This is a genomic window from Desulfovibrio sp. 86, assembly GCF_902702915.1.
Lineage (GTDB): Bacteria > Desulfobacterota > Desulfovibrionia > Desulfovibrionales > Desulfovibrionaceae > Desulfovibrio.
This window is the reverse complement of the sequence record NZ_LR738849.1, coordinates 2214520-2232524: the sequence shown is the minus strand read 5'-3', so window position 1 is coordinate 2232524 and position 18005 is coordinate 2214520. Positions and strand designations below refer to the sequence as shown.

Sequence of the window (18005 nt, the reverse complement as noted above, 5' to 3'; positions counted from 1 at the left end):
ATCTTTAATCTCTTTATATCTGTTAGCGTTTATATGGTTCATCTCAAGAAATGCTGTTTTCATTGCTTCTCCTTCCAAATACCAAGCCTTATATAAATTAAGTTGCCCCGGCTGGTACTTCAGCCGGGGCAACAATTGTTTAGTATTTACGGTCTTTAATAATTTGTCTTATCTCATCGACAACCTCCTTTGGGTAAAATGAAAAGTGGTAAAATTCTCGCCTAACGTACTTGAGAAAGCGCGTTGGATCGAGGTCGTTGCGTAAGTACACCCTGTCCAGAACAAGCCGCTCAATCATCAGCTTCTTTTCGTGGCTAATAGGGTATGCCTTCGAGGCCTTGGCGAAGGTGATGTTTTTCTTGCCAACAATGCCGAACATGTGTCGGCCGGGAAACATATCCCTGAATTGCTCTTTTCGGGCTTTCTTCTCTGGTGAAAAAAGGTAGCCACGAATCGAGCTTTCAGCCTTAACTGGCTTAAACGCGCTCTTATTTGTGCTGCCCGTCATCTCCAGCCAGGTTCTCATCAGAAAGACCCTTTGCTCTCTTTCTAGCTCTTGGCCGAAAGAGCCGAAAGTGTGGAAATGCAAACCCGTGTTGCGGAAGGCAAGTTCAGCGCCCCACCCAAACCAAGCACCGGGAAAATTCGTCATGACTAGGTTTGTGTACGCCTGAAAGACGTCATACGCCCTTTCGCAGGTGTCTTCGTCAATTCTCTTCCACACGCTAGTGTCGAAGTTCAGCGTAATGAACCAGTCCGGCTCATTCTCAATCGTCGCAAATTTTTTTGCGAAACGACTGTATTGCCCGCCGTTAAAAAGTGATCCCTGATATGGCTCGTTGTGGTGCGTGAGATATTGGGGATCACTTCTCCAAATCATCGTCAGTCGCCCGCAAGTCCTTGCAGTGTATTTTGCGTGAGGGTTGGGGGTTCTGATGATGGTTTCAGACAAGCTCATTTTTTTCTCTTTGGTCATATTGACCTCCTATTCTTAAGCATATCTATAATAAATATGAAAAAGAACGGGGCTCAAGTCATGTGTACCTCCATAAAATAAAAAAAGCAGAATGCAGTATACCACAAATTTAAGAAAAGTCAATAGTGCTGAAAATATTACACTATTACTCGGCATGGAAAATTTGATTTTACTGAACAATTATAAAAATAATGCTTAAAACAAAGCTCGATCATCATTTTTTTGTATTTAAGAAAACTACTCTGAAAACAATTTTACAAACAAAGTTTTTTGCAATGGTAAAAACAATGCTATGTTGGCATTAAGTCGCGTTAAGTTGAAATGTGGCACGGCAAGAATCAAAACAATGTTTTAAGCAATGTTTTTAGCAATGTTTATTTCATGGCTAAAAATATTGCTTAAAACATTGTTTTTTTTTGATGGGTGTGTGAAAACGGTCATGAAATAAAAAATCAAAAAAAATGATCTTCGCTTCATTTTTTTTGATGTATAAAAAATTATTAACAATCATTATGGAAATAATTTGATAGTTATATACGAATAAACATAGTAAATGTTGATTGTAAGTTGTTATTAGTACTGTAACTATCTATAGTAATAACTAGTTATATAAATAATATTATATTAACCGTTAACTCATTTGATCTGTTTTACATAAGCATATTTCTTTGGAGTAAACGCCATGGAGGTTTTTATTTCTTAAGCACTCCCAATATGCCATGGTCAAATGATGAAAACTTTGCTTTGACCATTGCTATTAGCATTGTTTTTAACAATACTTTTTTCACTGGTTTCTTTATTGCTGAATATGGACATACGACATTGAATGGAGGGGAATATGGCAAGGACAAGTACAGACTCAAATGACAAGCCGATGAAAACGACGACTGAGAATGAAGAGCAGATTGAACTGCCAAATGTTAACGATCTCACTGAAGATGATTTTAAGAAAAGAGGTCCATCGCAATGTCACAAGTTGTCTATTGCGGCAAGTTCCGTTCTGAAAGCTGTAAAGAATGAGCTCAAAGGTTCTGGAGAAAATTTGAATGACTTCATATCAGAAGCAATAATTTATTATAGTAATGCTCGATTTACAGCAGGTGTCCTTGGTAAAATCATAAAATCGCACAATCCAATGGTAGTGCAGCCTTCTGAAAAAAGCAGAATAGCTGCACTTGAACGCATTGTAGCGATTATGGGTATTGAATTTTTAGAAAATAGGGATGAAGACACTTTTGAGAAAATGAAAAAATTTCTTAAAAGTAGCAAAAATATACCTAAGTGTGTTGATCTTAAGGATCAATGTGAAGAGGCTTCAGAAAAAGCTGGCATCTTTACGAGCAAAGAAGATATGCCACTTTGGCTTATCCTGCTTTATGCCAAAAAGTTTAATTTCATATGAATAAAAAGGCTCTCCATGATTAAATGGAGAGCCTTTTTTCATGTCAGCTACCGTTAGGCGGGTAGTGTGTTTTTAACAAAGTTATCGAACTCCGGCATGAGCTTGAGCACCGTTTCAAGAGCTGCGGTCATGGGTTCCAGTGATTTTTTGAGGTCGGGGAATTCTTTGGCGACCACAACCGGATCTAGGGTAAAGGGCAGGGTGAGTGTGCCGCGCTTGGTGAACTGGAATCCTGCTTTTTGAAGAACCTCCTTTTCCTTTAAAAAGGCCTCCAAGTGCTGTTTGACTTTATACCGGGACGGGCCAGCCGGTCTGCCATCCATCCAAAATTCAAAGCATAACGTGCAGCCGTTGAGTCCAAGAGCACTGCCGAGCCAATAGCTATTGGCATTGGGGTCAGTCTCCGCCAGCCTGAAGACAGCCAAGTCGGCATGGCCTGGTTTTGTGGGCCAATCCAGTGGCGCAAATACGGTATCATCGTTGCCGTCTTCGTCTTCAACTACCAGCCCGAATCGAGTGCGCCACGGCGACCGCTCGCCCAAGCGATTGGAAATAGCCCTATTGATGGCTTTAAAGACAGTGGCCTCTACGTGTTCTGTCAAACTTTCCTGTTCGATCAGTTCTTTGTTTGACAGCAAAAATACACACATCTCCTTAGTGTAATTCATCTAAAACTCCATAGCTTTTAAATTTGATAAAAAAGAAGCCATTTGAATTGCTCAAATGGCTTCTTTGGATTGTGGCTAACGCCATAATTATTATATCATAAAAGCATCAAATTGTCAATATATATGAAAACATGAGTCTAGTTGTTGCAAAAAAAATTAATTGTTCAGTTTATTATCACAATTAATAAGGAGAGTATCAACATGAAAAGATCACTACAGTCAAATTCCATCCTGTCGAGCATCAAAGACTTTGAGGTATCCATAACCACCAAGCTGACCCACTTGGCTAAAGCACAGGGCGGTAGTCAACTCCAACACCATAAGCGCATCGCATTCATTGGCATCGGCGACATTGGCAATGCAGCGGCAGACGCTGTCCATGACAGATTTCCTGAAGTTCAAGGTTTTTTGGACGTTATTCATGCCAGCCAGCCCGATACACCTAACTACATTCCTGCGCTATCGGGGTGGGTCACTGAGTGCCGAGGTCTTTATGAACGCGAACCGCTGGTTTCCGTGTACATAGTTGGCACAATTGACAGCAGCAATCGCCTTCTTGATGCCATCGATGCGGGCAATACTGCCCGATACCTAAAATGTGACTTTGTGCGGGGTTTCTTTGCTCTGCATGATGGGTGGGATAGTGCCGTGCCCGCCCTGTGTAATGCCGACATTGCGGTATCTCTGACGGAATGCGAAGGAGTAGAGCCGGGGCGAGGGGGGGATTTAGCGCAAGATGGGTTGTTTTTAGAGCTGTACGATTTCCTGTTGAATGTGTTGGACGATGATCTCTTGATGGTGTGAGAGGAGGGGGGGATATAGACGTGCGCGACACCACCTCACTGTTTATGTATAGATAGATATTGCATCTCCCCAAATTGAAGGATATTGTATCAAGAAGTACTTTTTTTGAAAAAATAACTGTGACATCTTTTGCTAAAAGTGGGGTTATATGTTGGTAAAAGCGTTTCTATCACATCACAGCGCTGATAAAGACATCGTTCGTCCCATTGCTGACAACCTCACGAGACTTCAATGTTATTTTGATGAGCAATCATTTGAAAGCGGTGTTACGTTTGACGAATCAATACAAGCAGGACTTAGTGATTCACTAATATTTGTCTTAATAATCGGGAAAGAAACATTAGGCAGAGAATATGTAAAAAAAGAAATATCTTTGGCCAAAGAATTATACCAAAAAAGTCTTCTAAGAACAGTACTAACCTTTATCATTTCAGATGATGTGGACTTAACGCAAATACCAACGTGGATGAAAAAAATTAAGTATGAAATATCAACAGATGTTTCCTATATTACTAGATCTATACAGTCGAAAATTGACAGCATTAGCACATCAGCTAATAGCGCCATTATAGGTAGAGATGCCGATTCCTCTGATTTTGAAGCCCTCACGCTGGATAAAAATAAAAAAAACAATGTATACTTTTTTTCTGGCTTGAGTGGGATAGGGAGAAAGACTTTTTCCAAACACATACTAAAAACTAAATTATCGCTGCCAATTGCGTTAATCGTCGATATAAAGCCTGGCGATGGTCCTCTTGAGGTCGCTTTTAACATAAGGGACAAATATGACATTGAATCGAAAGAAGATGAAAAATTATTATATATAGCGATGTGTTCAAAAAATATGGATGAAAAAAATGATTTTCTTATCGCGGTCATCAAAAGCGCTGTGTCCCGGCGCGAGGCAATTATATTGGATGATCAAGGCGGTCTTTTTAAAATTGATGGTACTACAAATGAAGATATCATTAAGGTTTTAAATAAAGTTTCTTTAGAGAAAAATTTGCCTGTCTTTGTTGTTACAAAGCGCACACCGTCTATTGATTTAAGGTTTAAACATCTTCACTTACGGGCATTGACGCAAATTGCATCAAAAATTCTCCTAACGCAACTGACGCAAAAGGCAGAATCCTCTGCTGAAGATTTGGACACTATTGTCAACGTTTGCAATGGATATCCACCTTCTATTCAGTATTCCGCAGAGTTGATTGAACGATATGGCGTGGACAAGGCTCTTATCGAAAAAATCAAGAAATCTTCTTTTAGCATTTTTGCCGACTACTTAAACGACTTGCAAATCACAGACGAAGCCAAACAGCTTCTTGTGCTACTCATACGGTACAGCCCGTTATCAATAGCAATGATTTCAGAGTATATGAGGTCTGAAGCTGGTAAAGTTTTTGATATAGTTTCAAATCTGATTGATAACTCAATATTAGAGGTTGTACATGGAAATTTTTACGAAATATCGAAACCCATTGAATATAATGTTACAAAATTATTAGAAGGCGAAATAAATACATTGGATCACGCTAGGATGGCTGCTGTTCTCCAAGGTGTTTTAGAAAGATGTGGTAATCAAATTAAGCTTCGTCTTTTATTCGAACGATTGTTAACGCGTTCAAAGCTATTTTCTAATGTAAAATATAATAAGGCTGACATGTTTAGCTTTACTTCTGATATTTTGCGAATGGCACAAGACGAATATAATGATAAGGAATATAAAAAAGCTATTGAATACTCTGAAATTGTAATTAATGAGGATGCAAATAGCTCTGAAGCATTTGAAATAATAATAAAATCACATATACATGATGATAATTTTAAAACAGCAGAAGAGTATATCGAGCGATATAAAAAGTTTGGAAGGCCTCAATCTATCCATTTTTTAGAAGGTTTCCTGAGTAGGTATGATAATAAAATTGATCTTGCTATAAAAAGCTACAACTTTGCACTTGAAAACGGGTATAGGGGTGCGTCAATACATCGAGAACTGGCCCAATGCTATATTCTTTTGCCCAATGATAATCTTGCACTTAAGCATGCACAAATTGCATATGAAATGAATGATAACAATATTTTTATATTAGATATTTATGCAAATGCTCTTTCAAGAACAGGGCAACAGGATGCGGCAAGAGGCGTTATTGAAAAAATGCTTAAAATTCAAGAATCAGATTTTACACTTTTGCGCGCTTCTGTGTTTGAATTCGCTAGAAGCAATTATTCTGCGGCATATAGTTTTGTTATGCGTGCAGTTAAGATTGCTCAAAAACCGACATTTGAGTTGTGCTTTCAGGCGGCGATGTGTTGCTTAGAGCATCAAGACGATATTTCAGGCGCGAGGGATATATACAAACAAATAACTGAAAAATTTAAAAATAAACGTCCAGATGTTCAATCTGCGTTGCTGATGCGTATCTATATTGCTGAAAAAAATAGTGAAGCAGCAAAATTAATATATAATAAAATTAAAAATTCAAGTACCTTAACTGTAGTAAATGTCATAAGAAATTTGTCTTCAAGAAATTTACTGCCATTATGATTTTGTTGTTCAAAAAAAGGGACAATCAAAATGTAGTTGTTTGGGGTGATAAGTATTTTTTACTTGTAAATATTTTTTAAGCATTCGGAGTATCAATAGTCAGCGTAAGTTGTAAGCGTCAGCCATGGCTCCGTCGTGTACTCGTGCATACCATCATGCATACTTTTTCGATTTATTGGTATGCATCTGCGTGACGCTGGATGTAAATATCGTGCTGAAATGATTACAACTAGCTGAAATCATTATCTGCCAAAAAACTGATTGAATCGACTCGAAATCGAGTTGTCCCTTAATCGGGGCACGTGGGTTCGAATCCCACCCTCTCCGCCATAAAACACCAATAAAACCGCCCAGTTATCTGATGATAATTGGGCGGTTTTTCCGTTCGAAAAAGGTATGTTTTTAGCGAGTGTGTGACCAAAATACATACCGTCATACATACTTTAGTTCGATCTGTTTGAAAAATTTGGGCACAACAAACAATAATGGCATAGCTTGCCACCAGATTGAGAGGTTGCGGAATTGTACGACTGCAAGCGCGATGTACCAGGCAATTGAGAATAATGGCGACGCATAAATTTAGATTGCCCATAAGCAAATAGGTTTATAAGTTGAGATTGTGGATTTGCTGACTTTGCGGCGTGATGTTGTCGTGGAATGTAATGATGAACCATGCTCAACGAGGTTGCTATGTACCGCTTTCAAACTGGTTTTTTCCCATTTAGTCATGAGCTGGACCCAAAAGAGATCATTCAGGGCAAAGGGTGGACGGTATCATTTGAAGAAGTTGAAACAAGTTTGCCGTGGTCATCAAAAGATAGCTATCAAGCAGTTTTGCATGCTCGCACTCTTGAAACGGCATCAAATGCATTTAATTTAATTGGGGCTGCAATAACGCTAAGAAACGATGGTTTTTTAACTGAAACACCGTACTTTCCCCTTCCTGAAGACGAAAGATTATTGGAAAAAATAATCCAAAAATATGGTCATGAGGCATACACACACTCGACATGTGGGATAGGCTTTATACCTGATGGGGTTAGAATAGCCGCCCGCGCAAGCAACTCCATGGATTATCAATATGCATTGCTAAAATATCGCATGGGATGTTTTACTCATTCACTTCCGTCTGTTGAGATCGATCCAAGCTACGCGACAGAACACTTGGGGAAGGTTGCGTTTAGAGATGTACACATAATTTTAGCAAGCTCAATAGTAACATTCTATTCTGTGATTGAACAACTTGAACTTGAGGTCAGAGCATCCGCTTCCTGCCCTTCACGCATGAATGGAAAGTGGAATCCGCCTGTGTTTATAGACATAACACGGCGATTAAGGCTAGCAGGAATAGACGTCGAACAACCTTCTGTTTGGGTGCAGCGTGGAAAGTCAACAACCGTTGGATCTGTTGCTTTGAAAAATGTTCAAGCCACAAAGGCTCCGTGGTCTAGGGGCCTATATGTTCGGGATAAATTTATTGATGTACGAGATGCAATTCTTGCAGCAAGCAACCTCAGAAGTAAAGTTTCTAGTCATAGACTGGATCCCAAAAAAGTTAGCGCCCTTACAGCGTACGATGCAGAAAATGTTCGGATCCTTGCAAGACGATTATTGCTTACTTCTTTGGGATGCCGAATTTTTGAAGTAGCAGAATAATTGTTAGGTGTTATGTATTATTTGCACACTCTCATAAACCTTTATTGCGAATCAGAACTATGCTAGTGTGCCACTGATAGGTATCAGATGTTTTTGAGATGGTACGGTGTGAAATTATTATTTGGGATCATATGTTTAAAGGTAAATGGGTTCTCCGTGAGCATAGTGCCCTGTTTGATGTTGCGTTTACACTTCCATCAAAGCGGAGAGTCCCTTCTTTTTCAAGGGCTACTGTCAGATCAAATCGCGACTATCTCAACTAAATACGTGCGCCAGCACAAAGCGCAAAATTCATAAACGTTATTCAACAACCTTCATGTCATCTGTTTGCGGTCATGTAGCCCAAAGCCGAATTTATTATCAACTCCAATGAGCTGTACTGTGGATACCAGGCGAGAAGGTGTTGCGCGGCGGACGCGTTGGCCACTAATTCCGCAGGGTCTCCCTTTCTGCGTGCTTTTATGACATGTGGCACAGGCTTGCCGACGATCTTTTCCGTCTGGCGAATGATCTCTTTTATTGAAAACCCGCTTCCCGTTCCCAGATTAATGCAATTTGATTTTCCCCCGCTGACCATTTGTTCCAACGCGGTTACGTGGGCAGTGGCAAGATCGCAGACATGGATGTAGTCGCGTATGCATGTTCCGTCTGGCGTGGGATAATCTGCCCCAAAGACTTCAAGCTGCTCAATCATCCCCAGTGCCGCCTGCAAAACGCGCGGTATAAGATGAGTCTCGGGCTCATGGTCTTCGCCCACTTCGCCATCAAAATCGCATCCCGCTGCATTGAAGTACCGCAGTGACGTGAAGCAAATGCCGTGCGCAACTGAAAAATCTGAAAGCATCCGCTCCATAAAAAATTTGGACGCGCCATAAGGATTGATGGGCGCTAAAGGGCACGACTCGTCAATGGGCAATGTTTCAGGCTGCCCATAGACAGCGCAGGAACTTGAAACAACAATATTGGGCACCTGCTCTTCACGCATGCTCTCAAGAATGCATAATGTGCCGCCGACATTGTTGGAATAATACTTTCCTGGATTAATTACCGATTCCCCAACGTACGCAGACGCCGCGAAATGGATGATGCCATCGGGCTGATATTTTTTCAGGCACGAGCGCAGCGCTTGCATGTCACGGATATCACCGTGAAAAAAGTCTCCCCATTTCACAAAAGACCTATGGCCGGTGCTCAGATTGTCGTAAACAACTACCGTGTGCCCCTGCTTCGCCAATTCTTTACACGTGTGGCTGCCGATGTAGCCAGCCCCACCTGTCACGACAACTTTCATTTTGACCGCTCCTCATTCAGGGCACTTTTCCCTTCCTGGTAGTCATAGTCGGTATTGATTTTCCAAAGGTCGTGGCGCGCACCGTCCGCGATGTTCTCTGCAGCCAACAGTCCCATGAGTATGGAATGGTCCTGATTGTTGTATTTGAATGAACCGTTGCGGCCGATGCAGGTCAACCCTTGCACCGCGTCCACCGCATCTTGCAAGACTTTCAGATGGGTTTCATAGCCACGGGCATAGACGGGATACGAACGATGAATACGCACAACATGCCCTTCCCCAACAGCGCGTCCCTCTACCAGACCAGTTGCAGTAATTTCACGCCGCGCAAGGTCAATTAACGCAGAATCGTCCATGCGCCACAGCTCGTCCTGATCATAAGACCAGTATTCCAGCATAAGGATGGCTTCACCCTTCCCATGCAGCATGTCTGGGGACCAGTTTCTGAAATTCGTTATGCGGCCTGTTTGAAGATTGTTGGCGTGAACGTAAATCCAGTTGTCTTTAAATATGTCTGCTTGCGCGATATTCAGGTAAACAAGCGTAGTGTTACGGTACGTGAGCTGTCGGGACGACTTTTTTACAGCATCGCTGAAGGCGTCCGTGTGCTCAATGATATCGGTCAGGGGCATCGTTGAGACGACTTCGTCACAAGCAAAAAAGCCCTCGCTTGTATCAAGCCCGCTCACACGGCCATCCTTGATGACGAGGCGTTCAACGGATACTCCCAGGCGAACGCTTCCCCCAAGCGCGGCAAATCTGTCAGCGATGCGTTCATACACTTCACCTGCGCCATGGCGCGGATAGGCGAACTGCTCAACAAGCGTTTTGTGCTGCGCTTTTCCTTTGAACAAAGCGTTCTTAACCGCCTCATAAAGGTTCAGCCCCTTGATGCGCTGTGCAGCGAAGTCTGCGTCCAGCTCATCGCAGGAAATTCCCCAAAGCTTTTCCGAATATGTTTTGAAAAATATCTCGTACAGACGCTGTCCGAAACGGTTGGAGACCCAATCGGCAAACGACTTTTCATTTTTCTTTGGATCAATGGATGCCTTGAGATAGGAAAAACCGCAATATAATGATTCTATAAAGCCCAAGCCTACAAAAGCATTAAGAGGCTTAAGGGGGTAATCAAAAAATTTGTTCTTGTAGAAAATTCGGGTCAGCCGGTCCACGAGAATAAAATCGTCGCGTATGGTATCTATCCAAAAATCGGCAACCCGTTTGTCCATCGTAAAAAAACGGTGGGGGCCGTAATCGACGTTCATTCCCCAGATCGAGATGGTGCGCGAAATGCCGCCCACGGCCGTATCCGCCTCGAAAACTGTAACATCTTGCCCTTTGCGAGCCAGTTCCAGCGCACAAGAAAGCCCCGCCGGGCCTGCTCCGATGACGGCAATTTTCACGAAAAACTCCTTTTGACGGTAGCTATCATGCCGGTTTGACGGCAAGCAAAAAGGCCTTGTCTCACAAAACTGGCAAAAAAAAGCCGTACCGATTCCAGCGACATGAACGCCCAATTCCGAAAACTCCGGAAAAACCAGCCTAAAGCGATTTCACTTTCAAATTGCTCTAAAATAAACGCAAGCAGTGTATTCACAAAGTTGTCACATCAGTACCAAAAAACGATACAGAGTAACGACAGGCCGGTGTTACATCCATTCCAGTGGAACAGGCGCGGGCAACGGCCCAGCTAAAGTCCATCCGTTGGCTATAGAGAATCCTGCTCAAAAGATTGACCACTACGGCAAGCCTACTGGTGCGGAAATAAATAATTATTTGGCGCACGGCGAGCATGATTACCGTATTACAAGAGAGGAAATGAAAAAATAACCCCACAAATTAACCGGAACCATTACGGCATGCAATCTTAAAATTGCACCTGCAAAAAAGCCGGAGTGCCCCGGCTTTTCTCTTTTCAACATGATGCATTGTTACGCAGCGCGCATGGCGGGTATCCTCTGGCAGACATTGCGCCGCACGTCCCTGCCCTGGCGCGAGCATCCAGCCGCCGATGGTTAAACCGAAACGCGCATTCTTTCAAATGAAAATAAAAAGTGTGTTTGTGCAAGCCGCTAAACCGCACGAGCCGAGTTTTTGCAAAAGCCCAAAAACTTACAATCCCGTTACTGTGAAAATGCTTGTTTGCAAATTCGTTATCGCCGTGCTGAATTTGAAAATGCTTTTGATAGCCACGCTCTACTCCACTACGGGCAGGATATCTTGCGACAAAAACGTTTCAGCAACGCAAAGTTAAAACAAGAATGTATTAAATAACGACAATGAAAATATTCAAACACCTAAAATAAAACACTATTTGAAATGGAATAAATACTGCAATCGTTTTAGACAGTTACACACAAAACATCCAGTTCGAGAAGGAGTATAAGATGTTTATGAGTTTTCTGTCTCTGGCAAAGCGCAAGACATTGCCGGTCATGCTGGCCTGCGGCCTGCTGTCGCCCGTCGCCACAAGCCATGCGCAAGACGCCCCCCAGTATACGGCAACCATTTCTGCCGCCACAAACCCCTTGAGCACACGGGGCATTGTCACCTCGCCCAACTACCTTGCCTCCCAGGCCGGGCTGGAGATTCTGCGCAAAGGCGGAACCGCCGTAGACGCGGCCATTGCCACGGCCTCCACGCTGGCGGTGGTCTATCCGCAGATGTGCACGCTGGGCGGCGACAACTTCTGGTTGATCTACAATGCCAAAACCGGAGAACTGAAGGCCCTGAACGCCAGCGGCCGCTCCGGCGAAAAAGCCACCATCGATTTTTACAAGTCCAAGGGGGTCTCCAAAATACCTTCGCGCGGCTACCTGGCAGCCAACACTGTTCCCGGCGTGGTTTCGGGCTGGGGAGCAGCTTACGAATACAGCAAGGGCAGCATGAAGAGTTCCCTGCGCTGGAAAGACCTGCTGGCCTCGGCCATTGACTATGCCGACAAGGGCTTTCCTGTCAGCACCTCGCTGGCTTTCTGGAGCAAGATCAACACCAATCCTGCCGACTCTGAATTCCGCAACCTGCAGCGGTTTGACGCCTTCCGCAAAACCTATCTGCACCCTGACGGCAGCCCCTACACGGTGGGTCAGGTCATGCGCCTGCCCGAACTGGCCGGCACTTTGCGCCAACTTGCCGACAAAGGCTCCAAAGAATTTTACACAGGCGACATTGCCAAGCGTATTGTGGCCGATTTGCAGGCCAACGGCGGCCTGCTGACGCTCAGCGACTTTGCGGCGCACAAGGCGGATTGGGTAAAGCCCATCTACGCCGACTACCGGGGCTACAAGGCGGCGAACTTCCCCCCCAACACCCAGGGCATGGCTTCGCTGGAAATCCTGAACGTGCTTAACAATTTTGACATCAAGGCCATGGGCCAAGGCACGGCAGACTATTATCACGCCCTCATTGAAGCCACAAAAGAAGCCTTTGCCGACCGCGACAAATACCTCTCCGACCCTGATTTTGTTACGATTCCTCTGGATTATCTGCTGTCTGCGCAGCATGGCAAAGAGCAGGCCGCACGCATTCGCATGGACAAGGCCGCTGAAAAGGTGACGCCCCTTGACCCCAAGGGCGACACTATCTGGCTTGGCGTGGTGGACTCTGAAGGCAATGCCGTTTCACTGATCCAGAGCATCTATCACGACTTCGGCTCTGGCATCGTTGCGGGCGGCACAGGCGTGCTGCTGCAGAACCGGGGCAGTTTCTTTTCGCTTGATCCAAACCACGTGAACCATCTTGAGCCACGCAAGCGTACGTTCCACACGCTCAACCCCGCCATGCTGCTCAAAAACGGCAAACCCTTTCTGGTATACGGCACCATGGGCGGCGAAGGCCAACCCCAGACCCAGGCCGCCATTGTCACCCGCGTGGTCGATTTTGGCATGACGCCGCAAGAGGCCATCTCCGCGCCCCGCTGGCTCTATGGCCGCACCTGGGGCGCAGCTTCCAATGACCTCAAGCTTGAGGGACGAATCCCCAAAAATGTCGTGGATGAACTGCAACGTCGCGGACATCCTGTGCGCTCGGTTGAGGACTATACCGACACCATGGGCCATGCCGGCGCCATTCTTGTGGATCAGGCCAGCGGCGTGCTCCAGGGCGCGACCGACCCCCGTGGCGACGGCCTTGCCGCTGCGTATTAGAACGGATTACCTTTGAAATGCCCTGTGGGGGAGGCCCTTTTGCAAAAGGCTCCCTCCCCCACAGGCCACCCCCTGAAACTCCTGGCGCATGAGCCGTTCGTTGCCCGTACAGCACAACCCGACCACGGTGATGCCCTGGACAGCGGACATCTGGACAGCGGATATCCGGGGAAGCACCGATAAAAGAGTCTCCTGGAAACGCGCAGGTATTTCCTTTGGCAAGGCGTGATCTTTTTTCAAGCAGGAGTGGACTCTTCCGTCCTGGACTGTTTCAAAAAAAATGAAGCAAAACCGCCAAACGGAATAGATCAGCGTTTCCCTAGAGGATAGAGCATTTTACCTTTGAAACAGTGTAAATGCTCTAGACGCTGCAACAGGGGCATGCCGGCTTCTCTACGCCAACATGCCCCTGTGTGAATAAATCCGGCAGTGCGCCACGCCACGGGAAGAGCACGAGCTAACGGCGTCTCCGGCGCCACGCCTGTAAAATACCGTCCCGGCGCTGCTCCGCTCTGGCGCTACGAGATGCCGCGCGTCTCTGATCCTGGCGTCAGCGCTGCCGCCCTTGAACCCGTTATGCTGGGGGACAGATACTTTTTGAAATCAATATCGTACTTCTTCATTTTATAATAAATGATACGATATGTTATGTTCAAGTCCCGTGCGGCCTGGTGTATATTGCCCCCTGCCTTGGCCAGGGCGGCGATAATGAGCTCGCGCTCCACATTGGCCACGGTTTCCGTCAGGCCCATAGTGCCCGTCGCCCAGATGGGCGCGCCGAGCTTTTCACCCTGGAGCATGCCCGGCAAATGGTGCGAGCGCAGCACTGCGTCGTCACAGATGAGCACCGCCCTTTCCAGCACGTTTCGCAGTTCGCGCACGTTGCCGGGCCAGTGGTAGGCAAGCAGGATATCAATGGCCGGGGTTGAGACGCGCCGCACCGGCCGCCCGTATTCCTTGCTGAACATCTCGATAAAATGCTCAACCATGGGCAGGATGTCTTCCGGCCTTTCCCGCAGGGGCGGGATGAACACGGGAAAGACATTGATGCGGTAGTACAGGTCTTCACGAAACAGCCCCTGCTCCACCAGTTCTTCCAGCGGACGGTTGGTGGCGCAGACCAGCCGCACATCCACCTTGATGCGCCGCTCGTCGCCCAGGGGCTGTATCTCGCCTTCCTGCAAGGCCCGCAGCACCTTGGCCTGGGCTATGGCCGACAGATCTCCCACCTCATCCAGAAAAAGCGTGCCCCCATCGGCCTGGCGGAACAAGCCCGCCCTGTTCTGCACCGCTCCGGTAAAGGCCCCCTTGCGCCAGCCGAACAGTTCGCCTTCGATAAGCTCTGAAGGCAGGGCCGCGCAGTTGAGCATCACCAGCGGATTATTGCGCCGGGGGCTGGCCGCGTGCAGGGCCTGCGCCATGAGCTCCTTGCCCACGCCGGATTCGCCCCGCAGCAGCACCGTGGCTTTGCCCGCCCCGGCCTGCGTCAGGCGTCGCAACACGTGATGCATGCTTTTTGACCGGGCGATGATGGATGATGGCAGTCCGTTGGCCAAGGGTTCGTCAGCAAGTATGCAGGCGTGCCTTCTGCTCAGTTCTTCCTGCAACCAGGCCACCTGCCTGCCCACCAAAATGGCCACCGTCTGCAAAAAACGGCAGCGCAAATCCAGTTCGGCCTGGGGCGCTGTGGGCGTATCGGCACTGAGGATGCCCACCACTTCGGTCTTGTCGCCGTTTTCCACATGCACAGGCACGCAGATAAAGGCCAGGCGGGCCATTTCTTCTTCACTGCGGCCGAACATGCGGTTCTTGAAATCCGCCCGCCCGCGCATACAGGGCACAATAATGGGACGCCCCTCGGCAAAGACCTGCCCCGTGATGCCCGACCCCGGCGCATAGGCCGCCTCCGGGGAGTCGGCCTGATCGTAGGACAGAGACAGCCGCAACTCGCCGCTGTCCGGGTCCTGCACCACGATGTGCGGCCTGTCGAAATGCATGTCTTCAGCAAGGGCCGCCAGAAGTTCCTGCAAGGATTCTTGAAAGGAATGGCCAGGGGAAAGAGCCGTCAGCACCCGGTCAAGGGTGTCGAGACATTGCCCCGCATTCATAAACAACAGGGAGGGTGTCGCGTTGCACTGCACGGTGGCCTCGCTTCCAGGATTGAACCGGAATTTCCGGTACGGGCGACATCCGCGCTAAAGGCGGAAACAGCATGAACGCCTGTAGGCGAAACATGCGACGCTCGGCAACAGGCATGCCCGCCTGCGGTTGCCGGACTGAACCCTGGGGGGAGGTGGAACCGAAAGGCTCCATAGGTACAGCGACATCTCAGAATTACAGCATGGCACTTGCGTCCAGCCGGAGCCCGCCCAAGGGCTGAACTCCTCGTTCGCCTGAAATATATCCACAGGCCGACCTGACGTCAAAAAGAATCCGCATGCCCTATATCCAGCCCCCATGCCGCGCAGGCGCTTTTGCTGCGGCGGCAAATGCGCGCGCAGCCTAGTTCACGCGGTCGTGGAGGCTTTGCGTCCTGCCTTACCGCGCGTTGCAAAAATGTACCAGAAAAATCTGCCCAGAGGCATTAATTCTACATTTTAGCAACGAAAACCTCATGTTGACAAAATTATCCCCGCGGAGGCCCCAACAGCCCGCACAGCACAAAATAGTATCACGATAAAATTTTCTATAGGAATATTATCAAATATTTTAGCATATTATGAAAAGGGCACACTTTCTGCACAAAGCGTGACAAGCGCATAGGCGCGCAACCATCAAAGCAAGAGGGATTCACATGCGCCAGGTAGCAATTTACGGAAAGGGCGGCATCGGCAAGTCCACCACCACACAGAACCTCAATGCCGGTCTCGGCGAAATGGGCAAGCACATCATGATCGTGGGCTGTGACCCCAAGGCGGACTCCACCCGCCTCATCCTCGGCGGCCTTGCCCAGCAGAGCGTGCTGGACACCCTGCGTGAGGAAGGCGAGGACATCGACCTCGATCTGGTGCTCAAAGAAGGCTTCAAGGGCATCCGCTGCGTGGAATCCGGCGGCCCCGAACCGGGAGTGGGCTGCGCCGGGCGCGGCATCATCACCTCCATCGGTCTTCTGGAACGCCTCGGCGCCTACACCGAGGATCTTGACTACGTTTTCTACGACGTTTTGGGCGACGTCGTGTGCGGCGGCTTTGCCATGCCCATCCGCGAAGGCAAGGCCCGGGAAATCTACATCGTGGCCTCTGGCGAAATGATGGCGCTGTACGCCGCCAACAACATCTGCAAGGGCGTAAAAAAATACGCCAATACCGGCGGCGTGCGCCTGGGCGGCATCATCTGCAACAGCCGCAAGGTTGATGGCGAAGCCGAGCTTGTGGCCGCAGTGGCCAAGGAAATCGGCAGCCAGATGATCCACTTCGTTCCCCGCGACAACATGGTGCAACGAGCTGAAATCAACAAGCAGACGGTCATCGAGTTCGATCCTTCCTGCGGACAGGCCGACGAATACCGTACCCTGGCCAAAAAGATTGACGGCAACGACATGTTCGTCGTTCCCAAGCCCCTGAGCCAGGAAAGGCTTGAAGAACTGCTGATGGAACACGGCATCCTGGACGCCTAAATATTTCGCGAAGATATTTCGCGAAAGAGATTTTGCGACGGAGCCACGCTTTCCACAGGCAACCGTCCGTTTGAAACAGCGCAGCGCAAACACATTGCGCCCGAACCGTAAAACGGACGGCTTCCCCAACTGCCGGAACAGCCTTGCTGCTTCAGGCGACGCAAGACAAGGGAGAACACAAAATGCAGATGATCCGCACCATCATTCGCCCCGAAAAAACCACTGAAGTGCTTTCCGAGCTCATGTCCGCCGGGTTTCCTGCGGTCACCAAGCTGGAAGTGGTGGGCCGGGGCAAACAGAAAGGCATCATGGTCGGCGATGTGCAGTACGACGAAATACCCAAGCAGATGCTCATGCTTGTGGTCAACGATGAAGACAAGGACGACGCCATCCGCGTTATCCTGCACGTGGCCCGCACTGGCGAAAACGGCCACTACGGCGACGGGCGCATCTTTGTTTCATCCGTCAGCGAGGCATGGACCATCAGCACCGGCGCCGCCGGTTTGTAGGAGGCCGCCATGCAGGAGATTGTCGCCATCGTGCGGGCCAATATGGTCGGCCCCACAAAATTAGCCCTGACCAAGGCGGGTTGCCCTTCATTCAGCTGCGCCAAATGCCTTGGCAGGGGTAAAAAAGGCATGGATAACGCCACCCTGCGCATGGTTATGGAAAACGGCGAACTGCCGCGCACTCCCACGGGAGAATCGCTGACCGAGGTTGGCCGTCTCATCCCCAAGCGCCTGTTCAACATCTGCGTGCCCGACGACAAGGCCGACGCCGTTATCAGGGCCATCATAGAAGCCAACAGCACCGCCCACCCCGGCGACGGCAAGATATTCGTCATGCCGGTGGAAGAATCCTACGTGGTTCGTACGGGCGAGCGCGTTGACGCATAAGGAAGG

The 18005-nt window shown here is 47.8% G+C and carries 13 protein-coding genes, 1 tRNA gene and 1 pseudogene; 9 read left to right on the top strand and 6 right to left on the bottom strand.

Annotated elements, in window-relative coordinates; all coding sequences use genetic code 11:
- Positions 1 to 139: 139 nt before the first annotated feature.
- The gene (locus DESU86_RS09080) at positions 140 to 976 is read right to left on the bottom strand and encodes a hypothetical protein (protein WP_179980755.1); all 837 of its coding nucleotides are present in this window, start codon (positions 974 to 976) and stop codon (positions 140 to 142) included.
- An 838-nt stretch (positions 977 to 1814) separates the two neighbouring features.
- Here DESU86_RS09080 and DESU86_RS09075 point away from each other — a divergent pair.
- Positions 1815 to 2378 carry a hypothetical protein gene (locus DESU86_RS09075; protein ID WP_179980754.1) on the top strand — a complete coding sequence of 188 codons (564 nt, stop codon included), beginning with the start codon at positions 1815 to 1817 and terminating at the stop codon, positions 2376 to 2378.
- A 53-nt stretch (positions 2379 to 2431) separates the two neighbouring features.
- Here the strand turns inward: DESU86_RS09075 and DESU86_RS09070 are convergent, their stop codons facing one another.
- Positions 2432 to 3046 (bottom strand): hypothetical protein, encoded by a 615-nt coding sequence (locus tag DESU86_RS09070; protein WP_179980753.1) that lies wholly within the window; start codon positions 3044 to 3046, stop codon positions 2432 to 2434.
- Between the two features lie 201 nt (positions 3047 to 3247).
- Between DESU86_RS09070 and DESU86_RS09065 the strand changes: the two genes are divergently transcribed.
- From DESU86_RS09065 to DESU86_RS09050, 4 genes are all read left to right on the top strand, one after another.
- Positions 3248 to 3850, top strand: a complete 603-nt coding sequence (locus DESU86_RS09065; protein WP_179980752.1) for a hypothetical protein — start codon at positions 3248 to 3250, stop codon at positions 3848 to 3850.
- Positions 3851 to 3998: 148 nt separating this feature from the next.
- Complete coding sequence (locus tag DESU86_RS09060) at positions 3999 to 6395, top strand: toll/interleukin-1 receptor domain-containing protein (RefSeq protein ID WP_179980751.1); 2397 nt, start codon at positions 3999 to 4001, stop codon at positions 6393 to 6395.
- Between the two features lie 198 nt (positions 6396 to 6593).
- A tRNA-OTHER gene (locus DESU86_RS09055) sits at positions 6594 to 6725 on the top strand.
- A 342-nt stretch (positions 6726 to 7067) separates the two neighbouring features.
- Positions 7068 to 8051, top strand: a complete 984-nt coding sequence (locus DESU86_RS09050) for a hypothetical protein (RefSeq protein ID WP_179980750.1) — start codon at positions 7068 to 7070, stop codon at positions 8049 to 8051.
- A 319-nt stretch (positions 8052 to 8370) separates the two neighbouring features.
- Here the strand turns inward: DESU86_RS09050 and galE are convergent, their stop codons facing one another.
- The 3 genes and pseudogenes from galE to DESU86_RS09035 form a co-directional block, all read right to left on the bottom strand.
- Entirely contained in the window at positions 8371 to 9342 is a 972-nt protein-coding gene (galE, locus tag DESU86_RS09045) for a UDP-glucose 4-epimerase GalE (RefSeq protein WP_179980749.1), read from the bottom strand.
- Positions 9339 to 10745, bottom strand: coding sequence for an FAD-dependent oxidoreductase (locus DESU86_RS09040; protein ID WP_179980748.1), 1407 nt, complete (start codon positions 10743 to 10745; stop codon positions 9339 to 9341). The genes galE and DESU86_RS09040 overlap by 4 nt, the downstream gene beginning before the upstream one ends.
- 512 nt (positions 10746 to 11257) lie before the next feature.
- Positions 11258 to 11542: pseudogene (locus tag DESU86_RS09035) on the bottom strand (hypothetical protein); the annotation flags it as partial.
- A gap of 187 nt (positions 11543 to 11729) precedes the next feature.
- Between DESU86_RS09035 and ggt the strand changes: the two are divergent.
- Positions 11730 to 13487 (top strand): gamma-glutamyltransferase, encoded by a 1758-nt coding sequence (gene ggt / locus DESU86_RS09030; RefSeq protein WP_232088310.1) that lies wholly within the window; start codon positions 11730 to 11732, stop codon positions 13485 to 13487.
- Between the two features lie 518 nt (positions 13488 to 14005).
- Here the strand turns inward: ggt and DESU86_RS09025 are convergent.
- Entirely contained in the window at positions 14006 to 15628 is a 1623-nt protein-coding gene (locus DESU86_RS09025) for a sigma-54-dependent Fis family transcriptional regulator (RefSeq protein ID WP_232088309.1), read from the bottom strand.
- A 653-nt stretch (positions 15629 to 16281) separates the two neighbouring features.
- Between DESU86_RS09025 and nifH the strand changes: the two genes are divergently transcribed.
- The 3 genes from nifH (at position 16282) to DESU86_RS09010 (ending at position 17999) form a co-directional block, all read left to right on the top strand.
- On the top strand, positions 16282 to 17103 hold the full coding sequence (nifH, locus tag DESU86_RS09020) for a nitrogenase iron protein (RefSeq protein ID WP_179980747.1): 822 nt from the start codon (positions 16282 to 16284) through the stop codon (positions 17101 to 17103).
- A gap of 182 nt (positions 17104 to 17285) precedes the next feature.
- Positions 17286 to 17612, top strand: coding sequence for a P-II family nitrogen regulator (locus DESU86_RS09015; protein ID WP_179980746.1), 327 nt, complete (start codon positions 17286 to 17288; stop codon positions 17610 to 17612).
- A 9-nt stretch (positions 17613 to 17621) separates the two neighbouring features.
- On the top strand, positions 17622 to 17999 hold the full coding sequence (locus DESU86_RS09010; RefSeq protein ID WP_179980745.1) for a P-II family nitrogen regulator: 378 nt from the start codon (positions 17622 to 17624) through the stop codon (positions 17997 to 17999).
- The last annotated feature ends 6 nt before the right edge of the window (positions 18000 to 18005 follow it).

Bases quoted from the DNA above. Each gene is read 5' to 3' on its own strand.
- DESU86_RS09080 (WP_179980755.1), bottom strand. From the start codon at position 976: ATGACCAAAGAGAAAAAAATGAGCTTGTCTGAAACCATCATCAGAACC.
- DESU86_RS09075 (WP_179980754.1), top strand. From the start codon at position 1,815: ATGGCAAGGACAAGTACAGACTCAAATGACAAGCCGATGAAAACGACG.
- DESU86_RS09070 (WP_179980753.1), bottom strand. From the start codon at position 3,046: ATGAATTACACTAAGGAGATGTGTGTATTTTTGCTGTCAAACAAAGAA.
- DESU86_RS09065 (WP_179980752.1), top strand. From the start codon at position 3,248: ATGAAAAGATCACTACAGTCAAATTCCATCCTGTCGAGCATCAAAGAC.
- DESU86_RS09060 (WP_179980751.1), top strand. From the start codon at position 3,999: ATGTTGGTAAAAGCGTTTCTATCACATCACAGCGCTGATAAAGACATC.
- DESU86_RS09050 (WP_179980750.1), top strand. From the start codon at position 7,068: ATGCTCAACGAGGTTGCTATGTACCGCTTTCAAACTGGTTTTTTCCCA.
- galE (WP_179980749.1), bottom strand. From the start codon at position 9,342: ATGAAAGTTGTCGTGACAGGTGGGGCTGGCTACATCGGCAGCCACACG.
- ggt (WP_232088310.1), top strand. From the start codon at position 11,730: ATGTTTATGAGTTTTCTGTCTCTGGCAAAGCGCAAGACATTGCCGGTC.
- nifH (WP_179980747.1), top strand. From the start codon at position 16,282: ATGCGCCAGGTAGCAATTTACGGAAAGGGCGGCATCGGCAAGTCCACC.
- DESU86_RS09015 (WP_179980746.1), top strand. From the start codon at position 17,286: ATGCAGATGATCCGCACCATCATTCGCCCCGAAAAAACCACTGAAGTG.
- DESU86_RS09010 (WP_179980745.1), top strand. From the start codon at position 17,622: ATGCAGGAGATTGTCGCCATCGTGCGGGCCAATATGGTCGGCCCCACA.